Genomic DNA, 25,434 nt, shown 5'->3' on the forward strand with positions numbered 1-25,434 from the left:
CCATGACCATCGCCTGGAACGACAGCGTCCCGATCTATCGCCAACTGCACCAGCGTGTGGTGGCGATGATCCTGGACGGCGCCTTGAATGAAGGCGACCCGCTGCCGTCGGTACGCCAGGTAGCGGCGGATTATCAGATCAACCCGCTGACCGTATCGAAGGCGTACCAGGAACTGGTCGACGAACAACTCGTGGAAAAAAGGAGGGGTCTGGGCATGTTTGTCATCGAAGGCGCGCGCGATGCGCTGCTCAAGTCCGAACGGGAACGCTTCCTGCGCGAGGAATGGCCGGCGTTGCATGCCCGCCTGCAGCGCCTCGGACTGGATCTCAAGACCCTGATGCGGGAAGCCGGCAACCACCAGGAGCCATCAGCATGAGCGCGGTCATCACGGCCAGCGGCCTCGGCAAGCGTTACAAGTCGACGGTCGCGCTGGACAACGTCAGTTTCCAGGTCGAACCCGGTCGCATCGTCGGCCTGATCGGCCCCAACGGTGCCGGCAAGACCACCGCACTGAAGGCCATCCTGGGCCTGACCGACTTCACCGGCGAGCTGAACGTGCTGGGTTTCGACCCGCGCAAGCAGCGCGACCGGCTGATGGGCGAGGTGTGCTTCATCGCCGACGTGGCGGTGCTGCCGCGCTGGATTCGCGTGCGTGAAGTGGTCGACTTCGTCGCCCACGTGCATCCGCGTTTCGACCGCGCCAAGTGCGAGGCCTTCCTTGCCCGCACCAAGCTGCAGCCCGAACAGCGCGTGCGGCAGATGTCCAAGGGCATGATCGTGCAGTTGCACCTGGCGCTGGTGATGGCGATCGACGCCAAGCTGCTGATCCTGGACGAGCCGACCCTGGGCCTGGACATCCTCTACCGCAAGCAGTTCTACCAGAACCTGCTGGAGGACTACTTCGACGAGAACAAGACCATCATCGTCACCACCCACCAGGTGGAGGAAGTCGAGCACATCCTCACCGACCTGATGTTCATCCGCGACGGCAGGATCGTGCTCGACGCGGACATGGACGCCGTGGGCGAGCGCTACATCGAGGTGATGGTCAACGCCGACCGGTCCGAGGCCGCCCGTGCGCTGAAGCCGCTGGACGAGCGCCAGGTCTTCGGCAAGAGCATCTTTCTGTTCGACGGTGTCGGACGCGCGCAACTGGAAGCCCTGGGCGAAACCCGGCGGCCATCCATCAGCGACCTGTTCGTCGCCACCATGAAGGGAACCTACGCATGAACACCTTCCTGTGGTTGGTCAAACGCGAATTCTGGGAGCACCGCGGCGGCTTCCTGCGTGCGCCGGTGATCACGGCCGCGATTTTCCTGGTGCTCAACCTGATGGGCATCGTGACCGGCGAGGTGATGGGCCGGCAGATGGGCTTCCACCTGGGTATGGGCAGCAACAACCTGCACCTGCTCACCCAGGACCTGGACCAGCGGTCGATGGAGGCGGTCGGTGCCGGGCTGGACCTGGTGATGTACTCCTCCACCATGATCATCGGTATCGTGCTCGGCTTCGTGGTGTTCTTCTACTGCCTCGGCGCGCTCTACGACGATCGCCGCGACCGCAGCATCCTGTTCTGGAAATCGCTGCCGGTGTCGGACACCGCAACCGTGCTGTCCAAGGTCTTCTCCGCCACCGTGGTCGCGCCGTTGATCGCGGTGGTCGTGGGCGCCCTCACCGGGATCGTGATGCTGCTGATGTTCGCCATCACCCTGTCCCTGCATGGCGTCAGCGTGTGGCACCTGCTGGGCCTGTCGCACCCGCTGCAGGTGATCGCCAACTTGGTCGGCTCGATCCCGCTCTATGTGCTGTGGGCGCTGCCGACGGTGGGCTGGCTGATGCTCTGCTCGGCCTGGGCGCGCAGCAAGCCCTTCCTGTGGGCGGTGGCATTGCCGGTGGGCGTCGGCATCGTGATCGGCTGGTTCAACCTGCTGGGCACGCTGAATATCTCCAACGACTGGTACTGGCGTGGCGTGGTGGCCCGCATCCTGGGCAGCGTGTTCCCGGGTGGCTGGTTCAGCGAGGTCAGCGGCATCGGCGGCGACAACCCGGCGCAGGTGCTCTCCACCCTGAGCGTGATGCACAGCTACAGCGCGATGGGCTCGATGAACCTCTGGATCGGCGTGGCCGCGGCCGCCGCCATGCTGGCCGGTGCGATCTGGTTCCGCCGCTGGCGCGACGACAGCTGAGTTGCGTTCCAACACACGACTTGGAGAAGCACCCATGAAATCCCTCACCCTCAACGCCCTCGCCCTGGCCTTGCTGTTGCCGCTGGCCGCCTGCGGCCAGTCGGACCACACGGACTCCCAGCCGGCCTCCTCGGCAACCACCGCACAAACTGCCGGTGACAAGGCGCCCACCTCGTGGGTGGCCCGTCGCGTCGACGACGCCATGCAGAAGGCCCGGCAGGAACTGGCGACCAAAAACATCGACGTGGACACCGTCCACATCGGCAGCACCCTGCGCATGGGCCGCTCGACATCCAACGCCCAGATCACGCCGCAAGGCGAGCTGCTGATCGACGGCAAGCCGGTCGCCGCCACACCGGAACAACGGCAGCTGCTGCTGGACTACCGCCACCGCGTCATCGACATCGCCGAGGCCGGCATGGCGATCGGCACGCAAGGCGCGGACCTCGGCATGCATGCCGCCAGCGCAGCGCTGAGCGGCGCGTTCAGCGGCAAGAGCGACGCGGAAATCGAGGCGGCGATCAAGCCGCAGACCGACCGCATCCAGGCCGCCGCCCTCGAACTGTGCAAACGCCTGCCCGACCTGCGCGCCGCCCAGCAGCAGCTGGCAACCACGATGCCCGCATTCAAGCCCTACGCGACGATGACGGAGGAAGACGTGCAGGACTGCGACAAGAACATTGCCAACTCGGGCCACAAGAAAGGCGTGACCGTGCTGTCGTTCTGAGGACGGGATTCGGGATTCGGGATTCGGGATTCGGGATTCGCGAGAGCAAAAGCAAAGGCGTCGCCCGCGAGCGGGCTTCTACAAGATGACGGAGGCTGCAGGAGCCCGCTCGAGGGCGATGCCTTTGCAAATCACCAATCCCGTATCCCGAATCCCTGGTTGTCTATTTTTCGTGGATGCCGCCGCGGGTCAGCGCCATCGGGTCGAGCAGCTTCTTCAACTCGTCCTTTTTCAGCCCGGTGGTTTCCAGCGCCACGTCCATGATCGGCCGGTGCTGTTTGTACGCCTGCTTGGCGGTGGCCGCGCCCTTCTCGTAGCCGATCACCGGGTTCAGCGCGGTGACCAGGATCGGGTTCATCGCCAGCGCCTGATTCACCCGTGCCTTGTTGACCTTGAACCCGGCGATGGATTTGTCCGCCAGCAGCACGCTGACGTTGGCCAGAATGCCGATCGACTGCAGCAGGTTGTGCGCGATCAGCGGCAACATCACGTTGAGCTGGAAATTGCCGGACTGGCCGGCGATGGTGATCGAGGCATCGTTGCCGATCACCTGCGCGGCCACCATCGCCACCGCCTCGGGGATCACCGGATTGACCTTGCCCGGCATGATCGACGACCCCGGCTGCAGCGCCGGCAGCTCGATCTCGCCCAGGCCGGCCAGCGGGCCGGAGTTCATCCAGCGCAGGTCGTTGGCGATCTTCATCAACGCGACGGCCAGCGTCTTCAGCGCGCCGGACAGCTCCACCGCCGCATCCTGCGCGGCCATGCCCTCGAAATAGTTCTCCGCCGACTCGAACTTCACGCCGGTCAGCTTCTTCAACTGCGCGGCCATCGCCGGGCCGAACTTCGGGTCGGCGTTGATGCCGGTGCCCACCGCCGTGCCGCCCTGCGGCAGTCGGCGCATGCGCTTCAGCGCATCCTCGATCCGCTCGATGGCCGCGCCGACCTGCGCCGCCCAGCCCGACAGTTCCTGCCCGAAGGTGATCGGCATCGCGTCCATCAGGTGGGTGCGGCCGGTCTTGGGCGTGTTCTTCAGTTCGCGCGCGCGCTTGTCGATCGCCTTCTGCAGGTGCTTCAGCGCCGGCAGCAATTGCTCGCTGGCGGTCAGCGTGGCGCTGACGTGGATGGCGGTGGGGATCACGTCGTTCGAGCTCTGCCCGTAATTGACGTGGTCGTTCGGATGCACCTTCGCACCCGCGGCAACCGCCAGGTGCGCGATCACCTCGTTTGCATTCATGTTGGTGCTGGTGCCCGAACCGGTCTGGAAGATGTCGATCGGGAATTGCGCGTCGTACTGGCCGTCCGCCACCGCCAGCGCCGCCTTGCGGATCGCCGCCGCCTGACCCTTCTTCAGATGGCCCAGCGAAAGGTTCACGTCGGCCGCGGCGGCCTTGATCAGCCCCAGCGCACGGATGAACGGCCGCGGCAGGTGCAGGCCGGAAATTGGGAAGTTGTCGATCGCGCGCTGGGTCTGCGCGCCATACAGCGCGTCGGCGGGTACCTGCAGTTCGCCCATGCTGTCGTGTTCGATGCGGAAGCCGCTCATGGTTTGTTCCTTCGGTGGATGGGAGAAGCCAGATCCTGGAGAATTCCCGTCGCCCCAGCGCAAGCTGGGGCCCAGTGACTCGTGCCCTTGAAGACCAAAGGCACTGGATTCCTGCTCACGCAGGAATGACGGGCAAAAAGCCGTTTGATGGCTCGCCACTATAAGCCGCAAGGCAGCGCGCCGCCGGCAATGTAAAATGCCCGTTTCCCCTCGCCGGAACGCCCCGATGTCCAACCACGCCCTGACCGCCCTGTCGCCGCTGGACGGCCGCTACGCCAGCAAGGTCGAAGCGCTGCGTCCGATCTTCAGCGAGTTCGGGCTGATGCATCGCCGCGTGCAGGTGGAGATCGAATGGCTGCTGGCCCTTGCCGCCGAGCCGAAGATCGTCGAACTCCCCGCCTTCGACGCGACCCAGGTCGCCACCCTGAAAGCCATCGCGGAGGACTTCAGCGAAGCCGACGGCGAGCGGATCAAGGCGATCGAGGCGACCACCAACCACGACGTCAAGGCGGTCGAGTACTTCATCAAGGAGAAGATCGGCGCCGACGCCAGCCTCGCGCAGGCGAAGGAGTTCGTGCACTTCGCCTGCACCAGCGAGGACATCAACAACCTCTCCTACGCGCTGATGCTGCGCGACGCGCGCCGCGGCGTGCTGCTGCCGCAGCTCGATGCACTGATCGACACGCTGCGCCAGATGGCGCACGACAACGCCGGCCTGCCGCTGCTCTCGCGCACGCACGGCCAGACCGCCTCGCCCAGCACGCTGGGCAAGGAGATCGCCAACGTGGTGGCGCGCCTGGAACGTCAGCGCAAGCAGCTGGCGGCGGTCGAAGTCTCCGGCAAGATCAACGGCGCGGTGGGCAACTACAACGCCCACGTGATCACCTACCCTGAAATGGACTGGCGGGGTTTCTCGCAGCGCTTCGTCGAAAGCCTCGGCCTCGACTACAACGCCTACACCACCCAGATCGAGCCGCACGACAACGTTGCCGAATACTGCGACGCGGTGCGCCGCGCCAACATCATCCTGATCGACCTGGCCCGCGACATCTGGGGCTACATCTCGCTGGGCTACTTCAAGCAGACCTTGAAGGCCGGTGAAGTCGGCTCCTCGACCATGCCGCACAAGGTCAACCCGATCGACTTCGAGAACGCCGAAGGCAACTTCGGCCTCGCCAACGCGCTGCTGGGTCACTTCGCCGAGAAGCTGCCGATCAGCCGCTGGCAGCGCGACCTCACCGATTCCACCGTGCTGCGCGCGCTCGGCACCGCCTTCGGCCACACGCTGGTGGCGCTGGAATCGCTGAAGAAGGGCCTGGGCAAACTCAACGTCAACGCCGAACGCATCGCCGCCGACCTCGACACCAGCTGGGAAGTGCTGGCCGAAGCCGTACAGACCGTGATGCGTCGCTACGGCCTGCCGCAACCCTACGAGCAGCTCAAGGCACTGACCCGCGGCCACGGCATCACCAGGGATTCCATGCGCGAGTTCATCGCCGGGCTTGAACTTCCGGCGGATGCGAAACAGCACCTGCTGGAGCTGACGCCGGCCGGCTACATCGGGCTGGCAAAGCGCCTGGCGAAGGAAATCTGATCGCTCCGCGCGGCACGACAACCGGCACCATCCCGCGCGCGATTGCGTCGAACCGGCAGTACGCCTTAGGCTCGGCGCTTGCGATCATCCCGGGGAAGTCGACATGCATCCATTGCGCGCGCTCACACTCTCTGCCGTCGTTGCCGCCACCTTTCTTGCCGGCTGCTCCGCCGACGCCTCGCTGTCGGGCCAGTCCACGCCGGCCGCCGCATCCAGCGTCCACGCGGCGGACGCCGGCCGCAACGCGGCACTGGCAACGGACGTCGACGCGTTCCTTGCCGGCTACTTCCAGCACTACCCGGTGTTCGCGGCCAACGCCGGCAAGCACGAGTTCGACGGCCGTCTGCCCGATTTCAGCGCCGAAGGCCTGAAGGCCAACGCGGACTGGCTGCATGCGCAAAGGAAGAGCTTTGCCGCATTCACCGATGACGAGCTGGATGCCCGCGGCCGATTCCAGCGCGACTACGTACTGGCGGTGATCGACGGCCAATTGTTCTGGCTGGAGGATTCGGGCGCTCCGTACAAGAACCCCACCTTCTACACTGGCGACCTGTCGCCGAGCATGTACCTGACCCGGCCATACGCGCCGCTGGCGCAGCGCATGGCGGCCTTCGTGACTTACCAGGAGGCGCTGCCCAAGGCGCTGGCGCAGATCAAGGCCAACCTCAAGCTGCCACTGCCCGCCTCGTACATCGACGTGGGCGTCAATTCGTTCGCCGGCTTCGCCAGCTTCTTCAAGACCGACGTGCCCGGCATCTTCGCCCAGGTGAAGGACGATGCTCTGCAGGCGCGCTTCAAGGCCAGCAACGCCGCCGCCATCAAGGCCTCGCAAGAGCTGGCCGACTGGCTCAAGGCGCAGAAACCGCACGCCACCCAGGACTTCGCGCTGGGCGCGGACAAGTTCGCGAAGATGCTGCATGCCACCGAACGGGTCGACATTCCGCTGGACCAGCTCAAGGCGATCGGCGAATCCGATCTTGCGCGCAACCTTGCCTCGCTCAAGAGCGCCTGCGACAAGTTTGCCCCGGGCCAATCGCTGAAGGATTGCGTGGCGAAGGAGAGCGCCGACAAACCCGTCGGCGGAGCAGTCGAAGGCGCCCGCGCGCAGCTCGCCAGCCTGCGCCAGTTCATCGTCGACAAGGATCTGGTGAGCATTCCCGGCACCGAGCAGGCCAAGGCCGAAGAGGCACCGCCGTTCAACCGCTGGAACTTCGCCTATATCGAGATTCCCGGCCCGTACGAGAAAAACCTGCCGTCGGTGTACTACATCGCCCCGCCCGACCCGACCTGGAGCAAGGCCGACCAGGCCGCCTACGTACCGGGCAAGGCGGCGCTGCTGTTCGTCTCCGCGCATGAAGTCTGGCCCGGCCACTTCCTGCAGTTCCTGCACGCCAACCGTGCGCACTGGAAATTCGGCCAGCTGTTCGTCGGCTACGCCTTCGCCGAAGGCTGGGCGCACTACGCCGAGGAAATGATGTTCGACGCCGGCCTCGACGGCGCCACGCCGGAAGTCCACATCGGCCAGCTCACCAACGCCCTGCTGCGCGACGTGCGCTATCTCTCGGCAATCGGCCTGCACACCGGCGGCATGAGCATGGCCCAGTCCGAGCAGATGTTCCGCGACAAGGCCTTCCAGGACCCCGGCAACGCCCGCCAGCAGGCCGCCCGCGGCACCTACGACCCGGCCTATCTCAACTACACCATGGGCAAGCTGATGATCATGCAGCTGCGCAAGGACTGGATCGCGGCGCACCCCGGCCCGAATGCGCTGAAGGCCTTCCACGACCAGTTCCTCAGCTACGGCGGCCCGCCGATTCCGCTGGTGCGCCAGCAGATGCTGGGCGGCAAGGTGGAGGCGAAGCTGTGGACGGTGGATGAGGTGACGGACGCCAAGGCGACTGCGGCGGCCGAGTAGCCTGGAACACGGCATGTCGAAGGAGTCGACCCGTGCCACCGGCTACTGGAACAGCACCGCCATCCAGGCTGCCGGAGCAGCGGCAGATGCACTCGCCACGCGCATGGCGATATGGGGAAGAGCCGGCGGACAGTGCCTGGCCTGCGACGACCGGCTCCGTCGCCTGCAGGCGACGGAGCCCGCGGCACATGCCTACGGCGCCGTCGGCATGATGTAACCCGGCGGCAAGGCGTGCTTCTCCCGCATCGCCTGCATGTAGCGGTCGCGCAGCATCGTCTGGCGGCTGACCATGGGAATCTTGCGGCCGGCGATGAATACCTGGTCGGCAAAGCTGGACAGTTCCAGCGGGTCGCCGCTCCAGATCACCACGTCGGCCAGCTTGCCCTGCTCCAGCGTGCCCACGTCCTGGTCCATGCCGTAGATCCGCGCCGGGTTCAACATCAGCGCCTTCAGCGCGTCGAGCCACGGCAGGCCGTTGGCCACCGCATTGCCGGCAGCCTGGGTGACATTGCGCGCGTTGTGGGTGTCGCCGGTGGCGAAGGCGATCATCACGCCGGCTTTCTGCAGACGCGCGGCGTTTTCCAGGGTCGAGCCCAGCGTCTCGAAATGTGCCGGCAGGTCTTCCAGCGGATTGAGCAGCACCGGCACGTGGGCGGCGGCGAGTTCGTCGGCGACCATCCAGGCTTCGGCGCCGCCGGAGACGATCAGCTTCAGCTTGAAGTCGCCGGCCAGCCGCAACGCCGCCTCGATGTCGCTGGCACGCTCGACGTGGAGCACCAGCGGCTCCTTGCCCGCCAGCACCGGGCCCAGCGCCTCCAGGTCCAGCCGTGTCAGCGCGTACGTGCGGCGCTGGTTGCTGGCATAGGCGCTGGTGTTGTCGGCGTAGTCCTTCGCATCCTGCAGCGCCTCGCGCAGGGCCAGCATGGCGGCCGCGCGCGAGCCGCCGGCCTGGGCGGCGCCGGTCTCGCCCAGCGCGGCGAACATCGCTGCCGCATCGCGATGGATGAAGCCTTCGGTGGAACCCAGGTCGATGATGGCGCCACGGCCGGCGATGATGTGCTTGTCGCCGTTGGTGGGCGACACCATCGCGCGGGTGACGCCGGCGATCCGGTTGACCGGGATCAGCATCGAGCGCGGGTTGATCGCGTCGGCCACGTCGAACGCGGCGCTGAAACGCGAGTCGCCGGCCGAGGCGTCGCGGGTTTCCTTCACCGCGCCCACCTCGACGATGCCGAACTGGCTTTGCGGGTCGAAGATGCCGGGCGTGACGATCTTGCCGGTGGCGTCGATGCGCTCGGCATCGGCGGGAATCTCGACGTTGGCGCCCACCGCGGCGATCCTGCCGTTCTTGACCAGCACCGTGCCATGCTCGATCTTGCCGGCGGCGCCCAGCGTGTACACGGTGCCGCCGGTGATGGCGTAGGTCTTGCCATCGCCGGCAGCGTTGCCATTCGCAGGCGCCGCGGAACTGGCCGCCGCGGTATCGGCATGGCCGTCCGAACGGTCGGCCGGGCTGCAGGCGACGCAGAGCATCGCCAGGATCATGGCCAGATATTTCATCGTGCGCCCTCCCCTGCGGCGGCATCGGTGGCATGCGGGTCGATGAAGCTGCCCAGCATGAAATCGGAGGTCGATTGCCGCTGCGGTTCGTCGCGCTCGTAGACCACGGCGCCGTCGAGGAACACCTTCTCGGTGCGCGCGTAGACGCTGAACGGGTCGGCGCTCCAGATCACCACGTCGGCATCCTTGCCCGGTTCCAGCGAGCCGATGCGGTCGGCCAGGCCCAGCGCCTTGGCCGGGTTGAGCGTCATCCACATCACCGCGTGCTCCTTGCTGATGTCGAGCCCGGCACGCCGCCCTGCTGCCAGCGCCTTGGCCACTTCCTGGTTGAGGCGCTGGATGCCGTTCTCGTCGTCCGAGTGGATCATCGCGCAGGCACCGCCGGCATCGACCATCGCGATGTTGGCGCGGATGCCGTCCCACGCTTCCATCTTGAAGCCCCACCAGTCGGCCCACATCGCGGCACAGGTGTCGGCCTTGGCCAGCAGGTGCGGGATCTTGTACGCCTCGACGGCATGGTGGAATGCGGCGATCTTGAAATCGAACTCCTGCGCCACGTCGAGCAAGGCGGCCATCTCGTCGGCGCGGTAGCAATGCATCTGTACGCGGATCTTGCCGCCGAGCACTTCGGCCAGAGTCTCCTTGCCCAGATCGCGCTTGGGCGGCGGGCCGGCCTCCGTGGCGCCCTTGGCCTTGACCTTGGCCTCCCACGCCTTCCACTCGCGGTCGTAGGCCTGCGCGTCGGCGAACGCCTGCCGGTAACCGGCGACGTCGCCCATCAACGTCGACGGAAACTGGTGGCGGCTGCCGTAGACCCGCATCGGATTCTCGCCGCAGGCCATCTTCAGGCCGTACGGCGCACCCGGAAATTTCATTCCCTGCACGGTGGTGGCCGGCACGTTCTTCAACACCACGCTGCGCCCGCCGATCAGGTTGCCGGAACCGGGCAGGATCTCCAGCGTGGTCACGCCGCCCGCACGCGCGGTGTTGAAGCCCGGGTCCTGCGGCCACACCGAATGCTCGGCCATCACCTGCGGCGTGGTCGGATTGGTCATCTCGTTGCCGTTGGCGGTGGCCTCCACCGCGGGCGACGGATACACGCCGAGATGCGAATGCACGTCGATCAGCCCGGGCGTGACGAACTTGCCCTTGGCGTCGATCACCACGGCGTCGGCTGGCGCCTCGACCTGCTTGCCGATCGCCGCGACCTTGCCGTCACGCAGCAGTACCGCGCCGTCGTCGATGCGCTCGCCGGTGCCGGTGTAGATCGTCGCGTGCTGGATCAGCGTGGTCTGCGCCGGCAGCGGCTGGTAGGTGGACGGGAAGGCGTCCGGCGGGAATTCGGTGGGTTGCGGTGTCGCGGCCTGCGCGACCGCCCCGACGGATACCCCCAGCCATGCGGCAAGCATCGCCGCGCGCATACATGACGATTTCATCTTCGCTCCCAAGTCGGCCCCAATGCCACGCCAGCCCTGGCTGCGATGCGCGGCGCGTCCGTTGCCGCCAACGGCGAACCGTACATGGACGGGGCGGAAAAGTCTTGCTTGCTGGGACGAGGGCCGATGAGCCGGCTTCGAGCGTTGTTTGGGTGGCAGAAGGTGTACGCCCTGTCAGGATTTGGAACTCAAGTCGGCGCGGCTCAACCCCCTCCGTACCGCTTCCGATGCGCACCGCTCGGCACGACAAGCATGGTGGCCGGCGCCGGAGGGGGCGCGCGTGGCACTCAAGAACATAAGTTGTCCGGATACCGTTTCTGGCAACCCGCGACTGCGTCAACGCGTGGCCCCGAGCGGCGTTCTCCTTCCGGCATGCCGCCGTTCGTCCGGCGCCACATGGCAGTACCCAACCGCCGGCCTCCCACACTGAAGGACACCGTCATGAACCACGCTTCGATGATCCGTCTCGGTCTGCTCAGCCTGATCGCCTGCACCGCGTTCGCCAGCGCCAGCGCGATGGCCGCCGACACCACCGTCCCCGGTCACCCCCGCGTCAACGAGGTCAACCAGCGCATCGACAACCAGCAGGCGCGCACCGCAAAAGGCGTCGCCAACGGCACCATCACGCCGAAGCAGGCGGCCAACGACCAGCGCCGCGCCGCCAACATCGCCCAGCGCGAAAGCGCCGCCGAAGCGAAGCACAACGGCCACCTGACCAAGGGCGAAACCCGCCGCCTCAACCGCGCGGAAAATCGCAACAGCCGCGCGATCCATCGCCAGCGCCACTGAGCGCCAGCAAAAAAAAGAGGCCCCGCCTGCGGGGCCTCTTCCATTCCAGGAAATGACGAATCAGGCCGGCAGCGGCTCGCTCGGCGCCGGCTCACTGGCCGGTGCGGGATTGCGCGGACCGCGGGCAAAGCGGGCGGCCAGCGCCTTGCGCGCCTCGTCCAGCCCCTGCCCCTTGCCGGCCACCTTCAGCACCGCGTAACCCTCCAGCGCATTGGTCATCAGGTCGCTGCCCACCGCCATCTCGGTATCGACGCCGCGCTGGTGCAGCTTGCCCAGCCGCACCAGGCGCGGGCGCAACGCATCCAGCGTGGCGATGTCGCGCTGGTAACCCTCCAGGTCGAAATTGCGCGGCAGCACGCCGTGGTTGTCGCCGAACACATGGCCCGCCTGCCGGCAGAACGCCTCGGACTTGTCGCCCATCTTGGTCAGCCCGTGGCGCTGGTCGGGCGTCAGCGCGATCGGCCCCGAAGAGCCAGGCACGGCCGGAAAAGAGCCGCGCGCCGAGGAAAAAGAGCCAAGCGAGACACTGTCGAGTGCCGCGTTCCGCTGGAAAAGAGTCGCGCTCCGAAGAAAAAGAGCCGGGCTGCGAGGGGAAAGAGCCAAGCGAGGCACTGTGGCGTGTCCAGCGTGGCTCTCCCCGCTCCGCGCTCGGCGCGAAAAGTGCGGTGGTTGGCACTGTGAGGAGTCAGGCGTGGCACTTCGGAACCCAACTGCCCCTGACACTTTTTCCCAGTCCGATATAGTTCAGCGGGGCCAGCCATAGAGGGCATGGGTAAACATGAGAATTGCCGATCTTTCGATAAAGAACTACCGGGGTGTCCGCGAGGGATACTTACGGTTCAAGCCCCATGTGGTCCTAGTAGGTGGCAACAACACCGGCAAAACCACCGTGATCGAAGCTCTGACTCTTCTGCTGGGTCGTGATCGTTTGATCCGCGACCTAACAGAACACGACTTCTTTGGCTCCGATCCACAGCCCGCTGACCGGATACAGCTCGTGGCCACGATCATTGGTTTTGAGGGCGATGATCCCAGTGACTATCCAGCCTGGTTTCGAGATGGCCGTGCAGTCCCTAAGTGGTGGGACGATGTCGAAGGCACTGTGAATCCTGCTCGGACAGATACTGGCTGGAAGCTATGCTGTCAGATCGGTGTCCAAGCCTACTTTGACCGCCCATCACTAACGGTTGAAATTGTTCGCTACTTCCATGATCACGACGGCGTAATCGACCCGTTCGACGATGACTCGCCAGTGGGAGTTCCACCAAAACTTGTGCAGCAGTTTGGTTTTTGGGTTCTACCCCGTTTCCACGGACGGTTTGATTAAGGCTGAAAACTCCCGGTCGCGCCGGGCAACTCTACGACGCATGCGCGGGTTGTGGAACCGCTCAAGGTAATCGAACAGATCGGCCCGCGCCTCGTCGCGAGTCCGGTAGCAGCGATGGTGCACCCGCTCTCGTTTGAGCATCCCGAAGAAGCCCTCGCACGCCGCGTTGTCGGCGCAGTGGCCAACCGCACTCATGCTGCTCACCAGGGCATTCCCGCCCAGGAACTTCTGATACGTGCCGCTGATGAACTGGCCACCGCGATCGGAGTGCAGGATGACCTCCGAGCTGCCTTGCCGCTGCCACACCGCCATTTGCACCGCCCGCACCACCATGTGGCGATCCTGGCGGTGATGCATCGACCAGCCCACCACCAGCTTGCTGTACAGATCGACCACGACGCACAGGTACAACTTGCCTTCCTGCGTCGCGACTTCGGTGATGTCGGTTACCCATTTCGTCTCCGGTTCGGAGGCTTGGAAGTCACGTTCCAGCCGGTTCTCGATCCCCACGGGCCGGGCGCCCGGCTTGCCGCCAAAACGGCGCCGGGTTCGCCGTGGCCAGCCCTGCAGGCCAGCGCGGGCCATCAGTCGAGCCACCCGATTGACGCTGGCATGCATGCCCTCATCGACCAGGTCCTCTTGCATGCGTGGGGCGCCGATGACGCCCTTGCTGTCCTCGTGGATCTCCCGGATGCGCTCCAGCAGGCCCGCGTTGGCCCGCGCACGCGGGCCCGGCTTGCGCCCGACCCAAGCGTAGAAACCACTCGTTGAAACTTCAAGGCAGCGGCACATCATCCCGACGGGATAGTCGCTGCGGCAGCGCTCAATCACCGCGTACCGTTCGGTGATTGCTTCGCGAAGTACGCTGCCGCGTCTTTTAAAAAATCCCGTTCCTTGGTCACGCGCGTCAGTTCGCGCTTGAGCCGAGCGAGCTCCTCGTCACGCGGGGTGCCGCCTCCGGGGAAAGCTTTGCCACCTCCCGCCTCGGCCTCCCGCACCCACCGGGTCAGCATGTTCGGATTGACGCCGACCTCCAGGGCGACCTGGCGGCAGCTCGACTTCGACCGCCGAACCAGTTCGACGATCTCCCGTTTGTATTCAGGGCTGTAACGCTTGCGCTTGGACATGGACACTCCTCTGGCCCAGTATGGGGCTTAGTGAAAGTGTCCGCAGAATCGGGGTAGAACCCCAGGAAGACCATACAGCGCTCAAAAAGCCGATGCGCACCAATGTCATTTCCTTGCTGGATGCGGCTGCCGCGTTAAGGGAGGGCAGGCCCGTGCAGGCGCGCAAAGGACTATCGATTTGTTTCACTCCGACTGCCCCAATGGCCGGCGGCTTCCTGAACACTCGTATTGCTGGTCTCAAAGGTGGCGGACTCGTCGTCATAACGCCATCAGTTAAGGACTTTGCTAACGGCGTCATTGCATGGTCCAGCCGCAACTCGAATAGTAAGGGTAAAGGTCCCTACCCGATTGAGTGGGAAAAGAGCGAAACCAAAGCCGCCGAAGCTGCCATGGAAGGTATCGCCCTTCCCAGAGACGCAACCCCGGCACAAGCGCTCGCGGCAATGCAAGCCATCGACGATCACGCGTTGGTTCGCGAGGTCGCCTCGTGGCTCGACCGGTTAAGCCGCACACACAACACGTCAATCATCACCAGAGAAGCTCTGGCCGAGAGAGTCCAGATGATCTGCGCTAACCGCCGACGTTTCCAAAGCCCCCTTGATTGGGGCCTTCGCGCCATGTCAGTGCACGGAGCGAAGAACAGGGAGTTCGAGAACGTAGTGGTTCTATGGCCAGCTGCGGTGGCCGGTGACGACGAACACAAACGCCGCCTGCTCTACAACGCGATCACGCGTGCGAAATCGGAATGCCTCATCTTGGTTCAGCTAAAAAAACATTTGGACCAACCACCGTTTAAGTAGCGTCGCTTCCATTAAGCGTCGAACTTTGGCAGCCAGCCCAAGAACGGGATCAGATTCACTTCCCCATAAGGATGGCGGAGAGAGTGGGATTCGAACCCACGGAAGGTTTGACCCTTCGCCGGTTTTCAAGACCGGTGCCTTAAACCGCTCGGCCATCTCTCCGTAGAACCTTGCATGGCAGCCTTGCGCTGCCCACGACGCGGCGAGTCTATCAGGAACCCTGCGGCGGGCGACCGTTGCCGCCCTTCTTCGAAAGCGCGACCAGACAGCCGACCAGGATCGCCACCGGGATCAGCGCGCCGAGCAACGGCAGCAGCAACACTGGTTCGCGCACGACCATCGGCACCAGTTGGGTGGCGCTGGCGAAGGCGATGATGGCGAGGCGCCAGCGGCGGCTGTGGCGGGCGAACCAGAAGCTGGCGAGGACGAGCGCCAGCGCGACCATCGAGAGATCGAGGTCGACGGTGGGCAGGTGCCAGACGCCGTCGAAGCCGAGGCGGGTGGCGATCACGCCGGCCAGCACCAGCAGCAGGAAGAAGCTGGTGTAGAACTCCACCCTGCCCCAGTGGCCGCGTACCGGCGTCGGCGTGTTCATGCGATGCGGTCGAGCCCGGCCATGTACGGGCGCAGTGCTTCGGGGATGGTGATCGAGCCGTCGTCGTTCTGGTTGTTTTCCATCACGGCGATCAGGGTGCGGCCGATGGCGAGGCCGGAACCGTTGAGCGTGTGCACCAGTTCGGGCTTGCCGGTTTCCGGGTTGCGCACGCGGGCCTGCAGGCGGCGGGCCTGGAAGTCCACGCAGTTGGAGCAGCTGGAGATTTCGCGGTAGGTCTGCTGGCTGGGCAGCCACACTTCCAGGTCGTAGGTCTTGGCCGCGCCGAAGCCCATGTCGCCGGTGCACAACAGCATCTTGCGGTATGGCAGGCCAAGCTTCTGCAGCACGGTTTCGGCGTGGCCGACCATCTCCTCCAGCTGCGCGCGGGACTGGTCGGCGCGGGCGATGTGCACCATTTCCACTTTCTCGAACTGGTGCTGGCGGATCATGCCGCGGGTGTCGCGACCGTAGCTGCCGGCTTCGGCGCGGAAGCACAGCGTATGCGCGGTCATGCGCAGCGGCAGCGCGTCGGCGTCCTGGATGGTGTCGCGCACCAGGTTGGTCAGCGAGACTTCGGCGGTGGGGATCAGGTACCGCTTCGTCTCGCCGACTTCGGTGGCGAACAGGTCTTCCTCGAACTTCGGCAGCTGGCCGGTGCCCTGCATGGTGTCGGCGTTGACGATCACCGGCACGTTGCATTCCAGATAGCCGTGCTCGCCGGTGTGCAGGTCGAGCATGAACTGGCCGAGCGCGCGGTGCAGATGCGCGAGCTGGCCGCGCAGCACGGTGAAGCGCGCGCCGGAGAGCTTGGCGCCGGCGTCACCGTCGAGCCAGCCGTGGCGCTCGCCCAGTTCGACGTGGTCCTTCACCGCGAACGCGAACTCACGTGGCGTGCCCCAGCGGCTGACTTCGACGTTGTCCTTTTCGTCCTTGCCCAGCGGTACTGAGGCATCCGGAATGTTGGGGATGCCCAGCGCGATCTCGGCAAGTTTCGCCTGCACGTCGCCGAGGGCCTGCTCGTTGGCCTTGAGCTTGTCGCCGATGCCGGCGACTTCGGCCATCAGCGGCGCCACGTCCTCGCCTTTCGCCTTGGCCTGGCCGATCGCCCTGGAGCGGGTGTTGCGCAGGTTCTGCAGCTCCTGCGTCTCCATCGCCAACTGCTTGCGCGAACTCTCCAGCGCCTCGACGGCGGCCACGTCCAGCATGTAGCCGCGTGTTTCGGCGAGGCGTGCGGCGGTTTCGGCGAGATGCGAACGCAGCAGGGCGGGATCGAGCATGAGCGAGGTCCAGGTAACGGCTTGAACCCCGAATTATCGCTGCGCGTGGCCGGTGGCCGCAATGAATGCGGCCACGTCCCTGCTTTTGGCGGCCTTCGACTTCCTCGCTCCTCAAAGCCGCGGCCATCCTTGGCCGCTCCCCGCGTGCGGCGCTACGCGCCTACGCTCAGGGGGAACGGTTCGACGAGCGCTCGCCGCGACCCAGCCACCACGCCATCGCGGCACCGGCGAGCAGCCAGCCGATCAGTTGCTCGGCCAGGGCGGCGAGCGTGAAATCGAGCGGGAAGCGGTACCAGTTCCAGTACGGGAGCATGCTGCTGAGCCAGGCAAACACGGCCGCCGCCGCGGCAATCGCCACGCGGCGACGGAAGCCCACCACGGCCAGCCCCATGACGAAGGCCAGCGCCAGCGACGCCAGCGTGTCGGACGCCCACTGCCGCCCGATCTGCGGGCCCATCTGCATCATGTCGGTGCCGCGCGGCTGGTACACCACCCAGGCGTACGGCGAGCGCACAGCCTTGATCGAATAGGCGCGCACCACGGCCGCGTCGCCCATCTGCTTGGGATCGAGCGAGGGCAGCAGGTACACCCCTGGTTGATCGCCCAGCCCTTCCTGCAGTCCGCTCAGCGCCGCGTTCTCGTTGAGCGGCTGGTGGATGCCGACACTGCCCAGCCCCAGCGCCATGTGCGCGGCCACGCCCCAGAGGAACATCACGATGCCGCCGATCAGACCCGCCACCAGTACGCGCATGGTTCATCCCTCCCCGGTTGGTTGAGCCAATCTAGGTCGGGAAAGCGCGTGCGGCAAGGGCGTACGCGGTAGGAGCCCGCTCGCGGGCGATGCTCTTGCGAATCCCGTATCCCGAATCCCGAACCCGAAAGAAAAGCATCGCCCGCGAGCGGGCTCCTACGGATTGCGGGCTTTTTCGCGGGCGGCACGCAGGGCCAGCAGCTTTTCGCGCAGTTGCAGTTCCAGGCCGCGTTCGACCGGTTCGTAGAACACCGTGCCGACGAGCGCGTCGGGCAGGCACTGCTGGTCCAGCGCGATGCCGCCTTCGGCGTCGTGGTCGTACTGGTAGCCCTTGCCGTAGCCGAGGCCCTTCATCAGTTTGGTGGGCGCGTTGCGCAAGTGCATCGGCACTTCCAGCGTGCCGCCCTTGCGTACCGCGTCGCGGGCCTTGTTGTAGGCCATGTAGGCTGCGTTGCTCTTGGGCGAGATGGCCAGCCAGATCGCCAGCTGGGCCAGGCCCAGTTCGCCTTCAGGGCTGCCCAGGCGCTCGTAGGTGTCCCACGCGTCCAGCGCCATGCGCCAGGCGCGCGGCTCGGCCAGGCCGACATCCTCCACCGCCATGCGGGTCATGCGGCGGGCGAGATACAGCGGATCGACGCCGCCATCGAGCATGCGGCACAGCCAGTACACGGCGGCGTCGGGGTCGGACGAGCGCACGGATTTGTGCAGCGCCGAGATCTGGTCGTAGAACTGCTCGCCCTGCTTGTCGAAGCGACGGGTGCGGTCGGCCAGCACCTGGCTCAGCGTGGCCTCGTCGATGGTGCGCTCGTGCGCGAGTTCGGCGGCGATTTCCAGCAGGGTCAGCGCGCGGCGCACGTCGCCATCGGCGGCCTGGGCGATCGAATCGAGCGATTCGTCGGACACCTGCAATTGCAGTTCGCCGAGGCCGCGCTCGCTGTCGGCCAGCGCGCGTTTCAGCGCGGCGATGATGTCGGCGGTGGAAACCGACTCCAGCACATGCACACGGCAGCGCGACAGCAGCGCGGAGTTCAGCTCGAACGAGGGGTTCTCGGTGGTGGCACCGATGAAGATGATCACGCCGCGCTCGATGTGCGGCAGGAACGCATCCTGCTGGGTCTTGTTGAAGCGGTGCACCTCGTCCACGAACAACACGGTGCGGCGGCCCTGCGCGAAGTTCACCTCGGCCTCGGCCAGCGCCTTGCGCACGTCCGGCAGGCCGGACAGCACGGCGGAGATCGCACGGAAATCCGCCTCGGCGTAACGCGCCACCAGCAGCGCCAGCGTGGTCTTGCCGCAGCCGGGCGGGCCCCACAGCACCATCGAATGGATCTTGCCGGCCTCCAGCGCGCGGCGCAGCGCCTGGTCCGGGCCGACCAGCCGCTGCTGCCCGACGATTTCGTCGAGGCTGCGCGGGCGCATGCGTTCGGCCAGGGGCTTGAGCGCGTCGGGCTCGGCGAACAGGCTGGAGCCGGCCGGGGCAACGGGAGGATTCATGCGCCGATGATAAAGCATGCACTCGCGGCGCCCGCCTGCCGAAACGCAGTGCATGCCGGTATCATGGCGTCGCCCGCGTTGTCTAGCCGATTCGACCGGGCGTGGCGGGGGACAACCAGAACGTGATCGTGCACGGAATCATTGACCACACCACGAAAACCGGACGCGCGCAGCGGCCCGGCGCCTTGCCGTGCCGGCATGGATGGCCGGGGTGAAGCGGCAGCCCTTGCGCTGCCCGTTGCTGGGCCTGCTGGGAGCGCTGCTGCTGTTGCTCCGGGCTGGCGCGGGCATGGCTGCTCCGGCCGATCCGTGGGCGCCGTTCGAGTCGCCGTGGTTCGACAAGGTATCCAGTGCGGAAGGATTCCCGCCGGCCATCGTCACCGCGCTGGCGCAGGATCGCGAAGGCCTGCTGTGGGTGGGCACGATGGTCGGGCTGGCCCGCTATGACGGCTACCGCACCCAGTTGTTCGACGTCCGCGGCGAACCTGTCAAGGGCCTGCCCGACGCCTACGTGCGCTGCCTGCTGGCCCTGCCCGACGGCGGCATGCTGATCGGCACCAACGCCGGCGGCCTGGTGCGCTTCGATCCGGCGACCAACACCTTCCACGTCTATCCCGGCGGCCCGGACGGCATCTCCGACCGCAAGATTTTCGCCCTCGCCGACGACCACGCCGGCGGCGTGTGGGTGGCCACCGAACAGGGCCTGGACCATCTCGACCTGCGCAGCAACGCGATCCGCCACGTCGACACCGGCAGCGACACCGCGCCGCGCAACTTCAGCGTGATGCAGGACCGTGCGGGCAACCTGTGGCTGGGCAACAACGAGGGCCTGTTCGTGCGGCACGCAGGCAGCGATCGCTTCGAGCGTCCCGCGCCGCCCGCCGACGCCGTGGTGGCCACCGTGCTGGAGAACCAGATCTGGGCCATCGACGAGGACAGCGCCGGGCGCCTGTGGATCGGCAGCGGCCAGGCCGGCGCGGTGTACCGCGGCCCGCACGGAAACTGGCATCCGGTGCCGCAGTTCAGCGGCTATCGCAAGGGCGCCCAGCGCGCCACCGTGCGCGACTTCCAGGAGGCCGCGCCGGGCACCATGTGGATCGCCACCGACGGCAGCGGCGTGCTGGCCTACCGCCCCGGCGACGCCTCGCTGCAGCGGATCGAGCACGATCCGGCGGTGCCCTCCTCGCTGCCCGGCGACGCCGTGCGCGCATTGCTGCACGACCGCGCCGGCAACCTTTGGGCGGCCACCGACCTGGGCCTGGCCCGCGCCTATCTGGGCGACCGCGGCGCGTTCTCGGTGCTGCCATCGCCGCTGGAATCGAACATGCTCAGCGACACCAGCGTGCGCGGCGTCTACGTGGACAGTCGCGGGCTGGTCTGGATCGGCCTGAGCGCCGGCCGCATCGACGTGATCGATCTGCGCGCCGGGCAGATGCGCCACCTGCGGCTCGGCGGCACGCAGACGCTGCGCGACGTGCAGTCCTTCGCCGAGGCGGCAGACGGCTCGATCTGGGTCGGCACCCAGGGCCTGGCGAAGGTGGACCCGCACACGTTCGAGATCAGCTCGTCGGTGCTGCCCGCACTGGAGAATACGCCGGTGCTGTGCCTGCGCATGGATGGCAACCGCCTGCTGATCGGCACCTACGACGGACTGTTCCGCTACGACACCGGCACCGGCGTGCTGGACCACATCCGGCACGACCCGGACGACCCGACCAGCCTGGTCAGCAACACGGTGCGGCAGATCCTCAAGGTCGGCGACGAATGGTGGTACAGTACCTCGCGCGGCATCAGCATCGCCCCCGACAGCGGCGCCAGCCGCGGCTTCCGCACGCTCACCCATCGCGAGGGCGATCCGACCAGCCTGCCCGGCGATTCGGTGAGCGCGGCAACGCCCGGCCCGCGAGGGCACCTGTGGGTGAGCACCTCCGGCGGGCTGGCCGAAAGCATCGGCAAGAACCCGTGGCGCTTTTCCAGCATCGGCGTCGCCGAAGGCCTGCTCAGCGACAAGGTCACCAGCGCGCTCAGCGATGGCCTGGGCCACATCTGGGCCAGCACCTCCAGCGGCGTCGCGCGCGTCGATGCCGGCAGCCACGCGGTGCGCAACCTGAGCTCGCGCGACGGCCTGCACATCCGCAGCTACCACTATGCCGACGCCGCCGCCCACGCACCCGACGGCTCGCTGCTGTTCGGTGGCCTGGGTGGCCTGACGGTGATCCGCCCGGCCATCCAGATCGACGACAACGACGACGCCCCGCTGGCGATCACCCACGCGGTGCTCGGCGCGGTGGCACTGCCGTTCGGCAAGCTGCCGCATGACGGCGACACGATCACGCTGGACCAGCGCAACCGCAACCTGCGCGTGGACTTTTCCCTGCTGGATTACCGCTCCCCCGGCGAAACCTCGTACAGCTATCGCATGACCGGCCTGGACGACGGCTGGGTCGACATCCCGGCCGGCGCCAAACCCGGCGCGAACTACACCAACCTCGCGCACGGCGACTACGTGCTGTATCTGCGCGCCAGCACGCAGGGCATGTACCCGCGCACGGTCGAAAGCCGCCTGCTGGTGAAGGTCGCCCCCCGCTGGTACGAGACCTGGTACAGCAAGCTGGCAGCGGTCGCGCTGCTGATCGGCCTGGTGGTGCTGCTGGTGCATCTGCGCACGCTCTACCTGCGCCGACAGGCGCTGCAGCTGCAGCGACAGATCAACGAGCACACGCGCGACCTGCGCGCCGCCAACCGGCGCCTGGACGAGCTGGCCAGCACCGACGGGCTCACCGGTATCTACAACCGGCGCCGCTTCCTGGAGCTGGCCCAGGCGGAATGCGAACGGTCGCGCGAGCAATCCATCTGCATCGCGCTGTTCGACCTGGACCGCTTCAAGCAGGTCAACGACATCCACGGCCACCTCGCCGGCGACGCCGTGATCCGCGGCGCGGTGGCGGTGATCCAGCGCCATTGCCGGCAGGGTGACCTGCTCGGACGCTACGGCGGCGAGGAGTTCGTGCTGTGCCTGCCCGACACCAGCGTGGCGCAGGCCAGCGAGATCGCCGAGCGCATCTGCGCGGCCATGGCCGGCACGGCCGTCAGCTATCAGGATCGGCCGATCCAGGTCACGGTGAGCATCGGCGTCACCGCGCTGCGTCAGGGTGAATCCATCGAGCAGTGGCTGTCGCGCGCGGACAAGGCGCTGTACGAGGCCAAGCGCAACGGCCGCAACCGCTACGCGGTAGCCAGCTGACATCCCCGCTCAATCGGCGCCCGCGGTGCCCCGACTCAAGGTGTATTGCCGGTAGATGCCGTAGCCCATGCCGCACAGGCCGGTCAGCGCGGCCGGCACCAGCAGCGCGCGTTCGCCCATGGAGCGGAACAACAGTGCGCCGGCCGTGCCGCCCAGGGTGAAACAGGTCACCACCAGCAGGCACACGCCCACGCGCAGCGCATCCACCGGCAGGCCGCGCATCCGCTGGCCGATGTAGATTCCCAGGTCGGTAAACATGCCGGAGACGTGGGTGGTGCGGAACACCATGCCGCTGTACGTGCTGGCCATGCCGTTCTGCAAACCGATGCCGATCGAGGCCAGGTAGATGCCGCCCAAATCATTGGCATGCAGCAGCGGCACTGCCGCAAACAGCAGCAGCGACTCCAGCACCAGCGCCACGCCGTAGCGGCGGCCGAGTTTCAGCGTCTGCTGCTGCACGATCAATCCGCTGAGCAGCGCACCGAACACGAACGCCGCCACCGACAGGCCCCAATGCACCGCTTCGGGCCCGTCCGCCAGGCCCAGCGATGCACCGAGCAAGGTGGTCGATCCGGTCAGGTTGGTGATTGCCTGGTGGCGAAAGCCCAGGTAACCGGCCGCGTTGACGATGCCGGCGATGAACGCCAGCACGCCGCCACCGATCCACGCCCAGCGCGGCAACTGCCGCAGTACGGCCATCGCCGGCTCAGTCCCGGATCGGCTGGATGCTGATCTGCGGCACGTCGCCGATCACGTCGGCTCCCTCCGGCGGCACGAAGTTGAACGTGCCCGGCGGCAGCACCGGGTTGCGCTGCCACTGCGAGAAGCGGATCTCGGTGGTCGCGCCGAGCTGGTCGCGGAAGGTCATCCGGGCCAGGCCGTTCGCGTCGAAGCCGAGGTCGACCCAGGCGAACTGCGCGTCCTTGCTGGTGGAGGTCAGCCGCAACCAGGCGAGCCCGTCCTTTTCGCCGCGTTCGCTGGCGTTGAACTCCTTGTCCAGCTGCTTGAGGTCCGTCAGCACGGTCAAGGGACTGTGCGCCTCCTCGGTGCTCTGCCTGCGCACGGTGACCTGCTCCAGCTCCGGGTCGTACATCCAGACCCGGCCGCCGTCGGCGACGATGGTCTGCTTGTACGGCGTGGTGGTGTCCCAGCGGAACTCCCGCGGCGCCTCCAGGGCCAGCGTGCCGGCACTGGTCTTGCTGCCCTGGCCGTTGACGTTGGTCAGCGTCTGGCTGAAATGCCCGGTCAGCGAATGCAGGCCGGTGGCGAATGCATCCAGCCGCGCCCGCGCCGGGCCGGTGGCCGCCTGCGCGAGGCCAGCCACGCCCAGGGCAGACAGGGCGACGATGCAGAGAATGATGCGATTGCGGGTCATGGCCATTTCCGAATGGGTAAAGACAAGTGTGTCATCCACTGGCTTAATCAAAGGCTTCCGCGTCAATCGGGAACCACGTCGAAGGCGACCGACAGGCGGTAGTCGCCGGGAGCGGCCACGAATGGCACCGTGCCATGCCACATCCACGAAGGGAACAGGGTAAGCACGCCCGACACCGGCTTGACGCAGTGCCCGGGGGGCGATCCGGACGGCAGTTCGTGGCCGAACTTCAACCATCCGCCGCGGTCGTCATCGGACAGCGACGCCGGCACCTCGATGTGACAGGCCGAGGATATCCAGCCCTTGCCGTGGAAATGGCTCGCATGGTGCCCCTGTGACTTCAGCCGCACCGACCACATGCCGCTGAAACGATAGCGGCCGGTGCCACGCCGCGAAAAGGCGTCGGCACCCGTGGCCATCACCGTCTCCATGTAGCGGCGGATGGCGCCATCGACCGCCGTCGGAAACGCCCGCACCGCCCGATCCGCCGAGGGGCTGCCGGGCCGCAACTCGACCTGCGTGCCGGTGCGCGCCGACTGCGTGGGCGGGTGCGCCTGCAACGGGTCGTGCCGTGCGTGCAGGCTGGCCGCGAGGTCGTGCAGATAATGGTCGAGACTGGCCCAGCCCGGTGGCACGTCGATGCGACAGGAGTGCACCAGCCGCGGGTAGTCGTACAACGCCGGATAGCGCGGATCGCCCAGCGCATGCCACGCCGCGGCCTGCAGCGCGAAGGCGGACACGTCGTTGCGGTCCAGCGCCAGCAGTCGCCCGGCCAGGCTGGCCGCCGCTTCCGGCAGCCCGGCCGCGAGCAGGATGTCGCCGTGCAAGCGGTGCGCCTCCCGGCTGCGCGGCTCCAGTTGCAGCGCGTGGGTGATGAGCGCCAGCGCCCGGGGCGGGTCCAGTTGCAGCGCGCATTCCGCCGCCAGTACGTGCAGCGCGGCGTGCTGCGGGTGCGCTTCGAGCAGCGGCGCAAGCTCGGCGTACGCTCGTTCGGCCGCGCCGGTCTGACGCCACAGCCGGGCCTTGATCATGCGCAGCTCGACGCGCGAGCGGGCGTCGCTGCCCGCATCGAGCGCGATGGCCACCGCATCCATGTCGCCGCTGCGCATCCACACCAGTTCGGCCAGCGTGGTATGCGCCGCAAGGTGCTGCGGCGCTGTCGCCACGACCTGACGAAGCTCCGCTTCGGCCTCGACGAACCGATCCTGTTCGAACAGGGCGCGAGCCAGCACGTAATGCACGTGCGGATGGTCGAGCGACTGCGCGAGTGCGCCGCGCGCCACCGCCTCGGCTGCCTCGGGCTGGCCGCTTTCGCCGTGCGCCACGGCAAGCCCCAGCAGCATGCGCCCATCCCCGGGCGCGGCGGCCATCGCGACTTCGAACGCCGGCACGGCCTGCCGCGGACGCCCCAGCGACAGCAACAGCTGCGCGCGCAACCGCAGCGGCTCGACGACCCGGCAATCCGGCGTCGAGCCGAGGAATCGCTCGACGATCGCCAGCGCGTCCTGCGCGCGGTTTTGCTGAACCAGGCGATGGACGTCGCCGGCCAGCGACGCCCACGCGGCATCGTTCCCATCGTGTTGCGGCAAGTTCGACACCATGACCGACGTACGCGTCCAAGAGCAATCATGAAGGCCGTCGCGCGTCCGATCCACGGACCCGGCGCGCGCGGCAGGAGCGCATCATGCCG

At 66.8% G+C, this 25,434-nt stretch carries 23 protein-coding genes and 1 tRNA gene; 11 read left to right on the forward strand and 13 right to left on the reverse strand.

Going from position 1 to position 25,434, the window contains the following annotated elements; all coding sequences use genetic code 11:
- Positions 1 to 2 precede the first annotated feature (2 nt).
- From ACVCMB_RS03595 to ACVCMB_RS03610, 4 genes are read left to right on the forward strand one after another with little or no spacing between them, the layout of a single operon-like run.
- A complete protein-coding gene (locus ACVCMB_RS03595) occupies positions 3 to 377 on the forward strand; it encodes a GntR family transcriptional regulator (protein ID WP_395118684.1) in 375 nt (124 codons plus the stop codon).
- Positions 374 to 1,231, forward strand: coding sequence for an ABC transporter ATP-binding protein (locus tag ACVCMB_RS03600; RefSeq protein WP_395118686.1), 858 nt, complete (start codon positions 374 to 376; stop codon positions 1,229 to 1,231). The genes ACVCMB_RS03595 and ACVCMB_RS03600 overlap by 4 nt, the downstream gene beginning before the upstream one ends.
- Positions 1,228 to 2,187, forward strand: a complete 960-nt coding sequence (locus ACVCMB_RS03605; protein WP_395118688.1) for an ABC-2 transporter permease — start codon at positions 1,228 to 1,230, stop codon at positions 2,185 to 2,187. The genes ACVCMB_RS03600 and ACVCMB_RS03605 overlap by 4 nt, the downstream gene beginning before the upstream one ends.
- A 34-nt stretch (positions 2,188 to 2,221) precedes the next feature.
- On the forward strand, positions 2,222 to 2,914 hold the full coding sequence (locus ACVCMB_RS03610; protein ID WP_395118690.1) for a hypothetical protein: 693 nt from the start codon (positions 2,222 to 2,224) through the stop codon (positions 2,912 to 2,914).
- 163 nt (positions 2,915 to 3,077) lie between these two features.
- On the opposite strand, the gene ACVCMB_RS03615 is transcribed toward ACVCMB_RS03610, so the two are convergent.
- Complete coding sequence (locus tag ACVCMB_RS03615; RefSeq protein WP_447106159.1) at positions 3,078 to 4,460, reverse strand: class II fumarate hydratase; 1,383 nt, start codon at positions 4,458 to 4,460, stop codon at positions 3,078 to 3,080.
- A 226-nt stretch (positions 4,461 to 4,686) separates the two neighbouring features.
- On the opposite strand from ACVCMB_RS03615, the gene purB reads away from it, so the two are divergent.
- The 3 genes from purB (at position 4,687) to ACVCMB_RS03630 (ending at position 8,186) form a co-directional block, all read left to right on the forward strand.
- Positions 4,687 to 6,054 carry an adenylosuccinate lyase gene (gene purB, locus ACVCMB_RS03620; RefSeq protein ID WP_447098814.1) on the forward strand — a complete coding sequence of 456 codons (1,368 nt, stop codon included), beginning with the start codon at positions 4,687 to 4,689 and terminating at the stop codon, positions 6,052 to 6,054.
- Between the two features lie 103 nt (positions 6,055 to 6,157).
- On the forward strand, positions 6,158 to 7,969 hold the full coding sequence (locus tag ACVCMB_RS03625) for a DUF885 domain-containing protein (protein WP_447106160.1): 1,812 nt from the start codon (positions 6,158 to 6,160) through the stop codon (positions 7,967 to 7,969).
- A gap of 13 nt (positions 7,970 to 7,982) precedes the next feature.
- A complete protein-coding gene (locus ACVCMB_RS03630; protein WP_447110585.1) occupies positions 7,983 to 8,186 on the forward strand; it encodes a hypothetical protein in 204 nt (67 codons plus the stop codon).
- Here the strand turns inward: ACVCMB_RS03630 and ACVCMB_RS03635 are convergent.
- Both ACVCMB_RS03635 and ACVCMB_RS03640 read right to left on the reverse strand, forming a co-directional pair.
- Positions 8,162 to 9,529, reverse strand: coding sequence for an amidohydrolase family protein (locus ACVCMB_RS03635; protein WP_447106161.1), 1,368 nt, complete (start codon positions 9,527 to 9,529; stop codon positions 8,162 to 8,164). The two genes, ACVCMB_RS03630 and ACVCMB_RS03635, sit on opposite strands and share 25 nt — an antisense overlap.
- Complete coding sequence (locus tag ACVCMB_RS03640; protein WP_447107212.1) at positions 9,526 to 10,950, reverse strand: amidohydrolase; 1,425 nt, start codon at positions 10,948 to 10,950, stop codon at positions 9,526 to 9,528. The genes ACVCMB_RS03635 and ACVCMB_RS03640 overlap by 4 nt, the downstream gene beginning before the upstream one ends.
- A gap of 456 nt (positions 10,951 to 11,406) precedes the next feature.
- Here ACVCMB_RS03640 and ACVCMB_RS03645 point away from each other — a divergent pair, with 456 nt between their 5' ends.
- Positions 11,407 to 11,754 carry a hypothetical protein gene (locus ACVCMB_RS03645; protein ID WP_447106162.1) on the forward strand — a complete coding sequence of 116 codons (348 nt, stop codon included), beginning with the start codon at positions 11,407 to 11,409 and terminating at the stop codon, positions 11,752 to 11,754.
- Between the two features lie 60 nt (positions 11,755 to 11,814).
- Here the strand turns inward: ACVCMB_RS03645 and ACVCMB_RS03650 are convergent, their stop codons facing one another.
- Entirely contained in the window at positions 11,815 to 12,234 is a 420-nt protein-coding gene (locus tag ACVCMB_RS03650; RefSeq protein WP_447106163.1) for a hypothetical protein, read from the reverse strand.
- A gap of 298 nt (positions 12,235 to 12,532) precedes the next feature.
- On the opposite strand from ACVCMB_RS03650, the gene ACVCMB_RS03655 reads away from it, so the two are divergent.
- Positions 12,533 to 13,081, forward strand: a complete 549-nt coding sequence (locus ACVCMB_RS03655) for an ATP-dependent nuclease (protein WP_447106164.1) — start codon at positions 12,533 to 12,535, stop codon at positions 13,079 to 13,081.
- Here ACVCMB_RS03655 and ACVCMB_RS03660 read toward each other — a convergent pair.
- Positions 13,052 to 14,208, reverse strand: a protein-coding gene (locus ACVCMB_RS03660) for an IS3 family transposase (protein WP_447105647.1) whose coding sequence is annotated in 2 segments (ribosomal slippage) — positions 13,052 to 13,959 and positions 13,959 to 14,208 — 1,158 coding nt in all. Because the reading frame shifts where the segments join, the coding sequence is not laid out codon by codon here. The genes ACVCMB_RS03655 and ACVCMB_RS03660 overlap by 30 nt on opposite strands.
- 92 nt (positions 14,209 to 14,300) lie before the next feature.
- Here ACVCMB_RS03660 and ACVCMB_RS03665 point away from each other — a divergent pair.
- On the forward strand, positions 14,301 to 15,008 hold the full coding sequence (locus ACVCMB_RS03665; RefSeq protein ID WP_447106165.1) for an ATP-binding domain-containing protein: 708 nt from the start codon (positions 14,301 to 14,303) through the stop codon (positions 15,006 to 15,008).
- Between the two features lie 72 nt (positions 15,009 to 15,080).
- Here the strand turns inward: ACVCMB_RS03665 and ACVCMB_RS03670 are convergent.
- The 5 genes from ACVCMB_RS03670 to ACVCMB_RS03690 form a co-directional block, all read right to left on the reverse strand.
- A tRNA-Ser gene (locus ACVCMB_RS03670) sits at positions 15,081 to 15,170 on the reverse strand.
- Positions 15,171 to 15,219: 49 nt separating this feature from the next.
- Entirely contained in the window at positions 15,220 to 15,603 is a 384-nt protein-coding gene (locus tag ACVCMB_RS03675) for an LrgA (protein WP_447106166.1), read from the reverse strand.
- Entirely contained in the window at positions 15,600 to 16,880 is a 1,281-nt protein-coding gene (gene serS, locus ACVCMB_RS03680; protein WP_395118714.1) for a serine--tRNA ligase, read from the reverse strand. The genes ACVCMB_RS03675 and serS overlap by 4 nt, the downstream gene beginning before the upstream one ends.
- A 166-nt stretch (positions 16,881 to 17,046) precedes the next feature.
- On the reverse strand, positions 17,047 to 17,631 hold the full coding sequence (locus ACVCMB_RS03685) for a hypothetical protein (protein ID WP_447098801.1): 585 nt from the start codon (positions 17,629 to 17,631) through the stop codon (positions 17,047 to 17,049).
- Positions 17,632 to 17,787: 156 nt separating this feature from the next.
- Positions 17,788 to 19,125 carry a replication-associated recombination protein A gene (locus tag ACVCMB_RS03690; RefSeq protein WP_447106167.1) on the reverse strand — a complete coding sequence of 446 codons (1,338 nt, stop codon included), beginning with the start codon at positions 19,123 to 19,125 and terminating at the stop codon, positions 17,788 to 17,790.
- Positions 19,126 to 19,336: 211 nt separating this feature from the next.
- Between ACVCMB_RS03690 and ACVCMB_RS03695 the strand changes: the two genes are divergently transcribed.
- A complete protein-coding gene (locus tag ACVCMB_RS03695; RefSeq protein WP_447106168.1) occupies positions 19,337 to 22,369 on the forward strand; it encodes a ligand-binding sensor domain-containing diguanylate cyclase in 3,033 nt (1,010 codons plus the stop codon).
- Positions 22,370 to 22,378: 9 nt separating this feature from the next.
- Here the strand turns inward: ACVCMB_RS03695 and ACVCMB_RS03700 are convergent, their stop codons facing one another.
- From ACVCMB_RS03700 to ACVCMB_RS03710, 3 genes are all read right to left on the reverse strand, one after another.
- Positions 22,379 to 23,068: a YoaK family protein gene (locus ACVCMB_RS03700; RefSeq protein ID WP_447106169.1), complete on the reverse strand. Its 690-nt coding sequence runs from the start codon at positions 23,066 to 23,068 to the stop codon at positions 22,379 to 22,381.
- Positions 23,069 to 23,075: 7 nt separating this feature from the next.
- Positions 23,076 to 23,744 (reverse strand): outer membrane lipoprotein chaperone LolA, encoded by a 669-nt coding sequence (gene lolA, locus ACVCMB_RS03705; RefSeq protein WP_447106170.1) that lies wholly within the window; start codon positions 23,742 to 23,744, stop codon positions 23,076 to 23,078.
- A 62-nt stretch (positions 23,745 to 23,806) separates the two neighbouring features.
- Positions 23,807 to 25,333, reverse strand: a complete 1,527-nt coding sequence (locus ACVCMB_RS03710) for a tetratricopeptide repeat protein (RefSeq protein WP_447110586.1) — start codon at positions 25,331 to 25,333, stop codon at positions 23,807 to 23,809.
- Between the last annotated feature and the right edge of the window lie 101 nt (positions 25,334 to 25,434).

This window comes from Rhodanobacter sp. UC4443_H10 (assembly GCF_052978325.1).

Bases quoted from the DNA above. Each gene is read 5' to 3' on its own strand.
- ACVCMB_RS03675 (WP_447106166.1), bottom strand. From the start codon at position 15,603: ATGAACACGCCGACGCCGGTACGCGGCCACTGGGGCAGGGTGGAGTTC.
- ACVCMB_RS03700 (WP_447106169.1), bottom strand. From the start codon at position 23,068: ATGGCCGTACTGCGGCAGTTGCCGCGCTGGGCGTGGATCGGTGGCGGC.
- serS (WP_395118714.1), bottom strand. From the start codon at position 16,880: ATGCTCGATCCCGCCCTGCTGCGTTCGCATCTCGCCGAAACCGCCGCA.
- ACVCMB_RS03655 (WP_447106164.1), top strand. From the start codon at position 12,533: ATGAGAATTGCCGATCTTTCGATAAAGAACTACCGGGGTGTCCGCGAG.
- ACVCMB_RS03605 (WP_395118688.1), top strand. From the start codon at position 1,228: ATGAACACCTTCCTGTGGTTGGTCAAACGCGAATTCTGGGAGCACCGC.
- ACVCMB_RS03600 (WP_395118686.1), top strand. From the start codon at position 374: ATGAGCGCGGTCATCACGGCCAGCGGCCTCGGCAAGCGTTACAAGTCG.
- ACVCMB_RS03625 (WP_447106160.1), top strand. From the start codon at position 6,158: ATGCATCCATTGCGCGCGCTCACACTCTCTGCCGTCGTTGCCGCCACC.
- ACVCMB_RS03630 (WP_447110585.1), top strand. From the start codon at position 7,983: ATGTCGAAGGAGTCGACCCGTGCCACCGGCTACTGGAACAGCACCGCC.
- ACVCMB_RS03635 (WP_447106161.1), bottom strand. From the start codon at position 9,529: ATGAAATATCTGGCCATGATCCTGGCGATGCTCTGCGTCGCCTGCAGC.
- lolA (WP_447106170.1), bottom strand. From the start codon at position 23,744: ATGACCCGCAATCGCATCATTCTCTGCATCGTCGCCCTGTCTGCCCTG.
- ACVCMB_RS03595 (WP_395118684.1), top strand. From the start codon at position 3: ATGACCATCGCCTGGAACGACAGCGTCCCGATCTATCGCCAACTGCAC.
- ACVCMB_RS03690 (WP_447106167.1), bottom strand. From the start codon at position 19,125: ATGAATCCTCCCGTTGCCCCGGCCGGCTCCAGCCTGTTCGCCGAGCCC.
- ACVCMB_RS03615 (WP_447106159.1), bottom strand. From the start codon at position 4,460: ATGAGCGGCTTCCGCATCGAACACGACAGCATGGGCGAACTGCAGGTA.
- ACVCMB_RS03665 (WP_447106165.1), top strand. From the start codon at position 14,301: ATGCGCACCAATGTCATTTCCTTGCTGGATGCGGCTGCCGCGTTAAGG.
- ACVCMB_RS03610 (WP_395118690.1), top strand. From the start codon at position 2,222: ATGAAATCCCTCACCCTCAACGCCCTCGCCCTGGCCTTGCTGTTGCCG.
- ACVCMB_RS03645 (WP_447106162.1), top strand. From the start codon at position 11,407: ATGAACCACGCTTCGATGATCCGTCTCGGTCTGCTCAGCCTGATCGCC.
- purB (WP_447098814.1), top strand. From the start codon at position 4,687: ATGTCCAACCACGCCCTGACCGCCCTGTCGCCGCTGGACGGCCGCTAC.
- ACVCMB_RS03685 (WP_447098801.1), bottom strand. From the start codon at position 17,631: ATGCGCGTACTGGTGGCGGGTCTGATCGGCGGCATCGTGATGTTCCTC.
- ACVCMB_RS03640 (WP_447107212.1), bottom strand. From the start codon at position 10,950: ATGCGCGCGGCGATGCTTGCCGCATGGCTGGGGGTATCCGTCGGGGCG.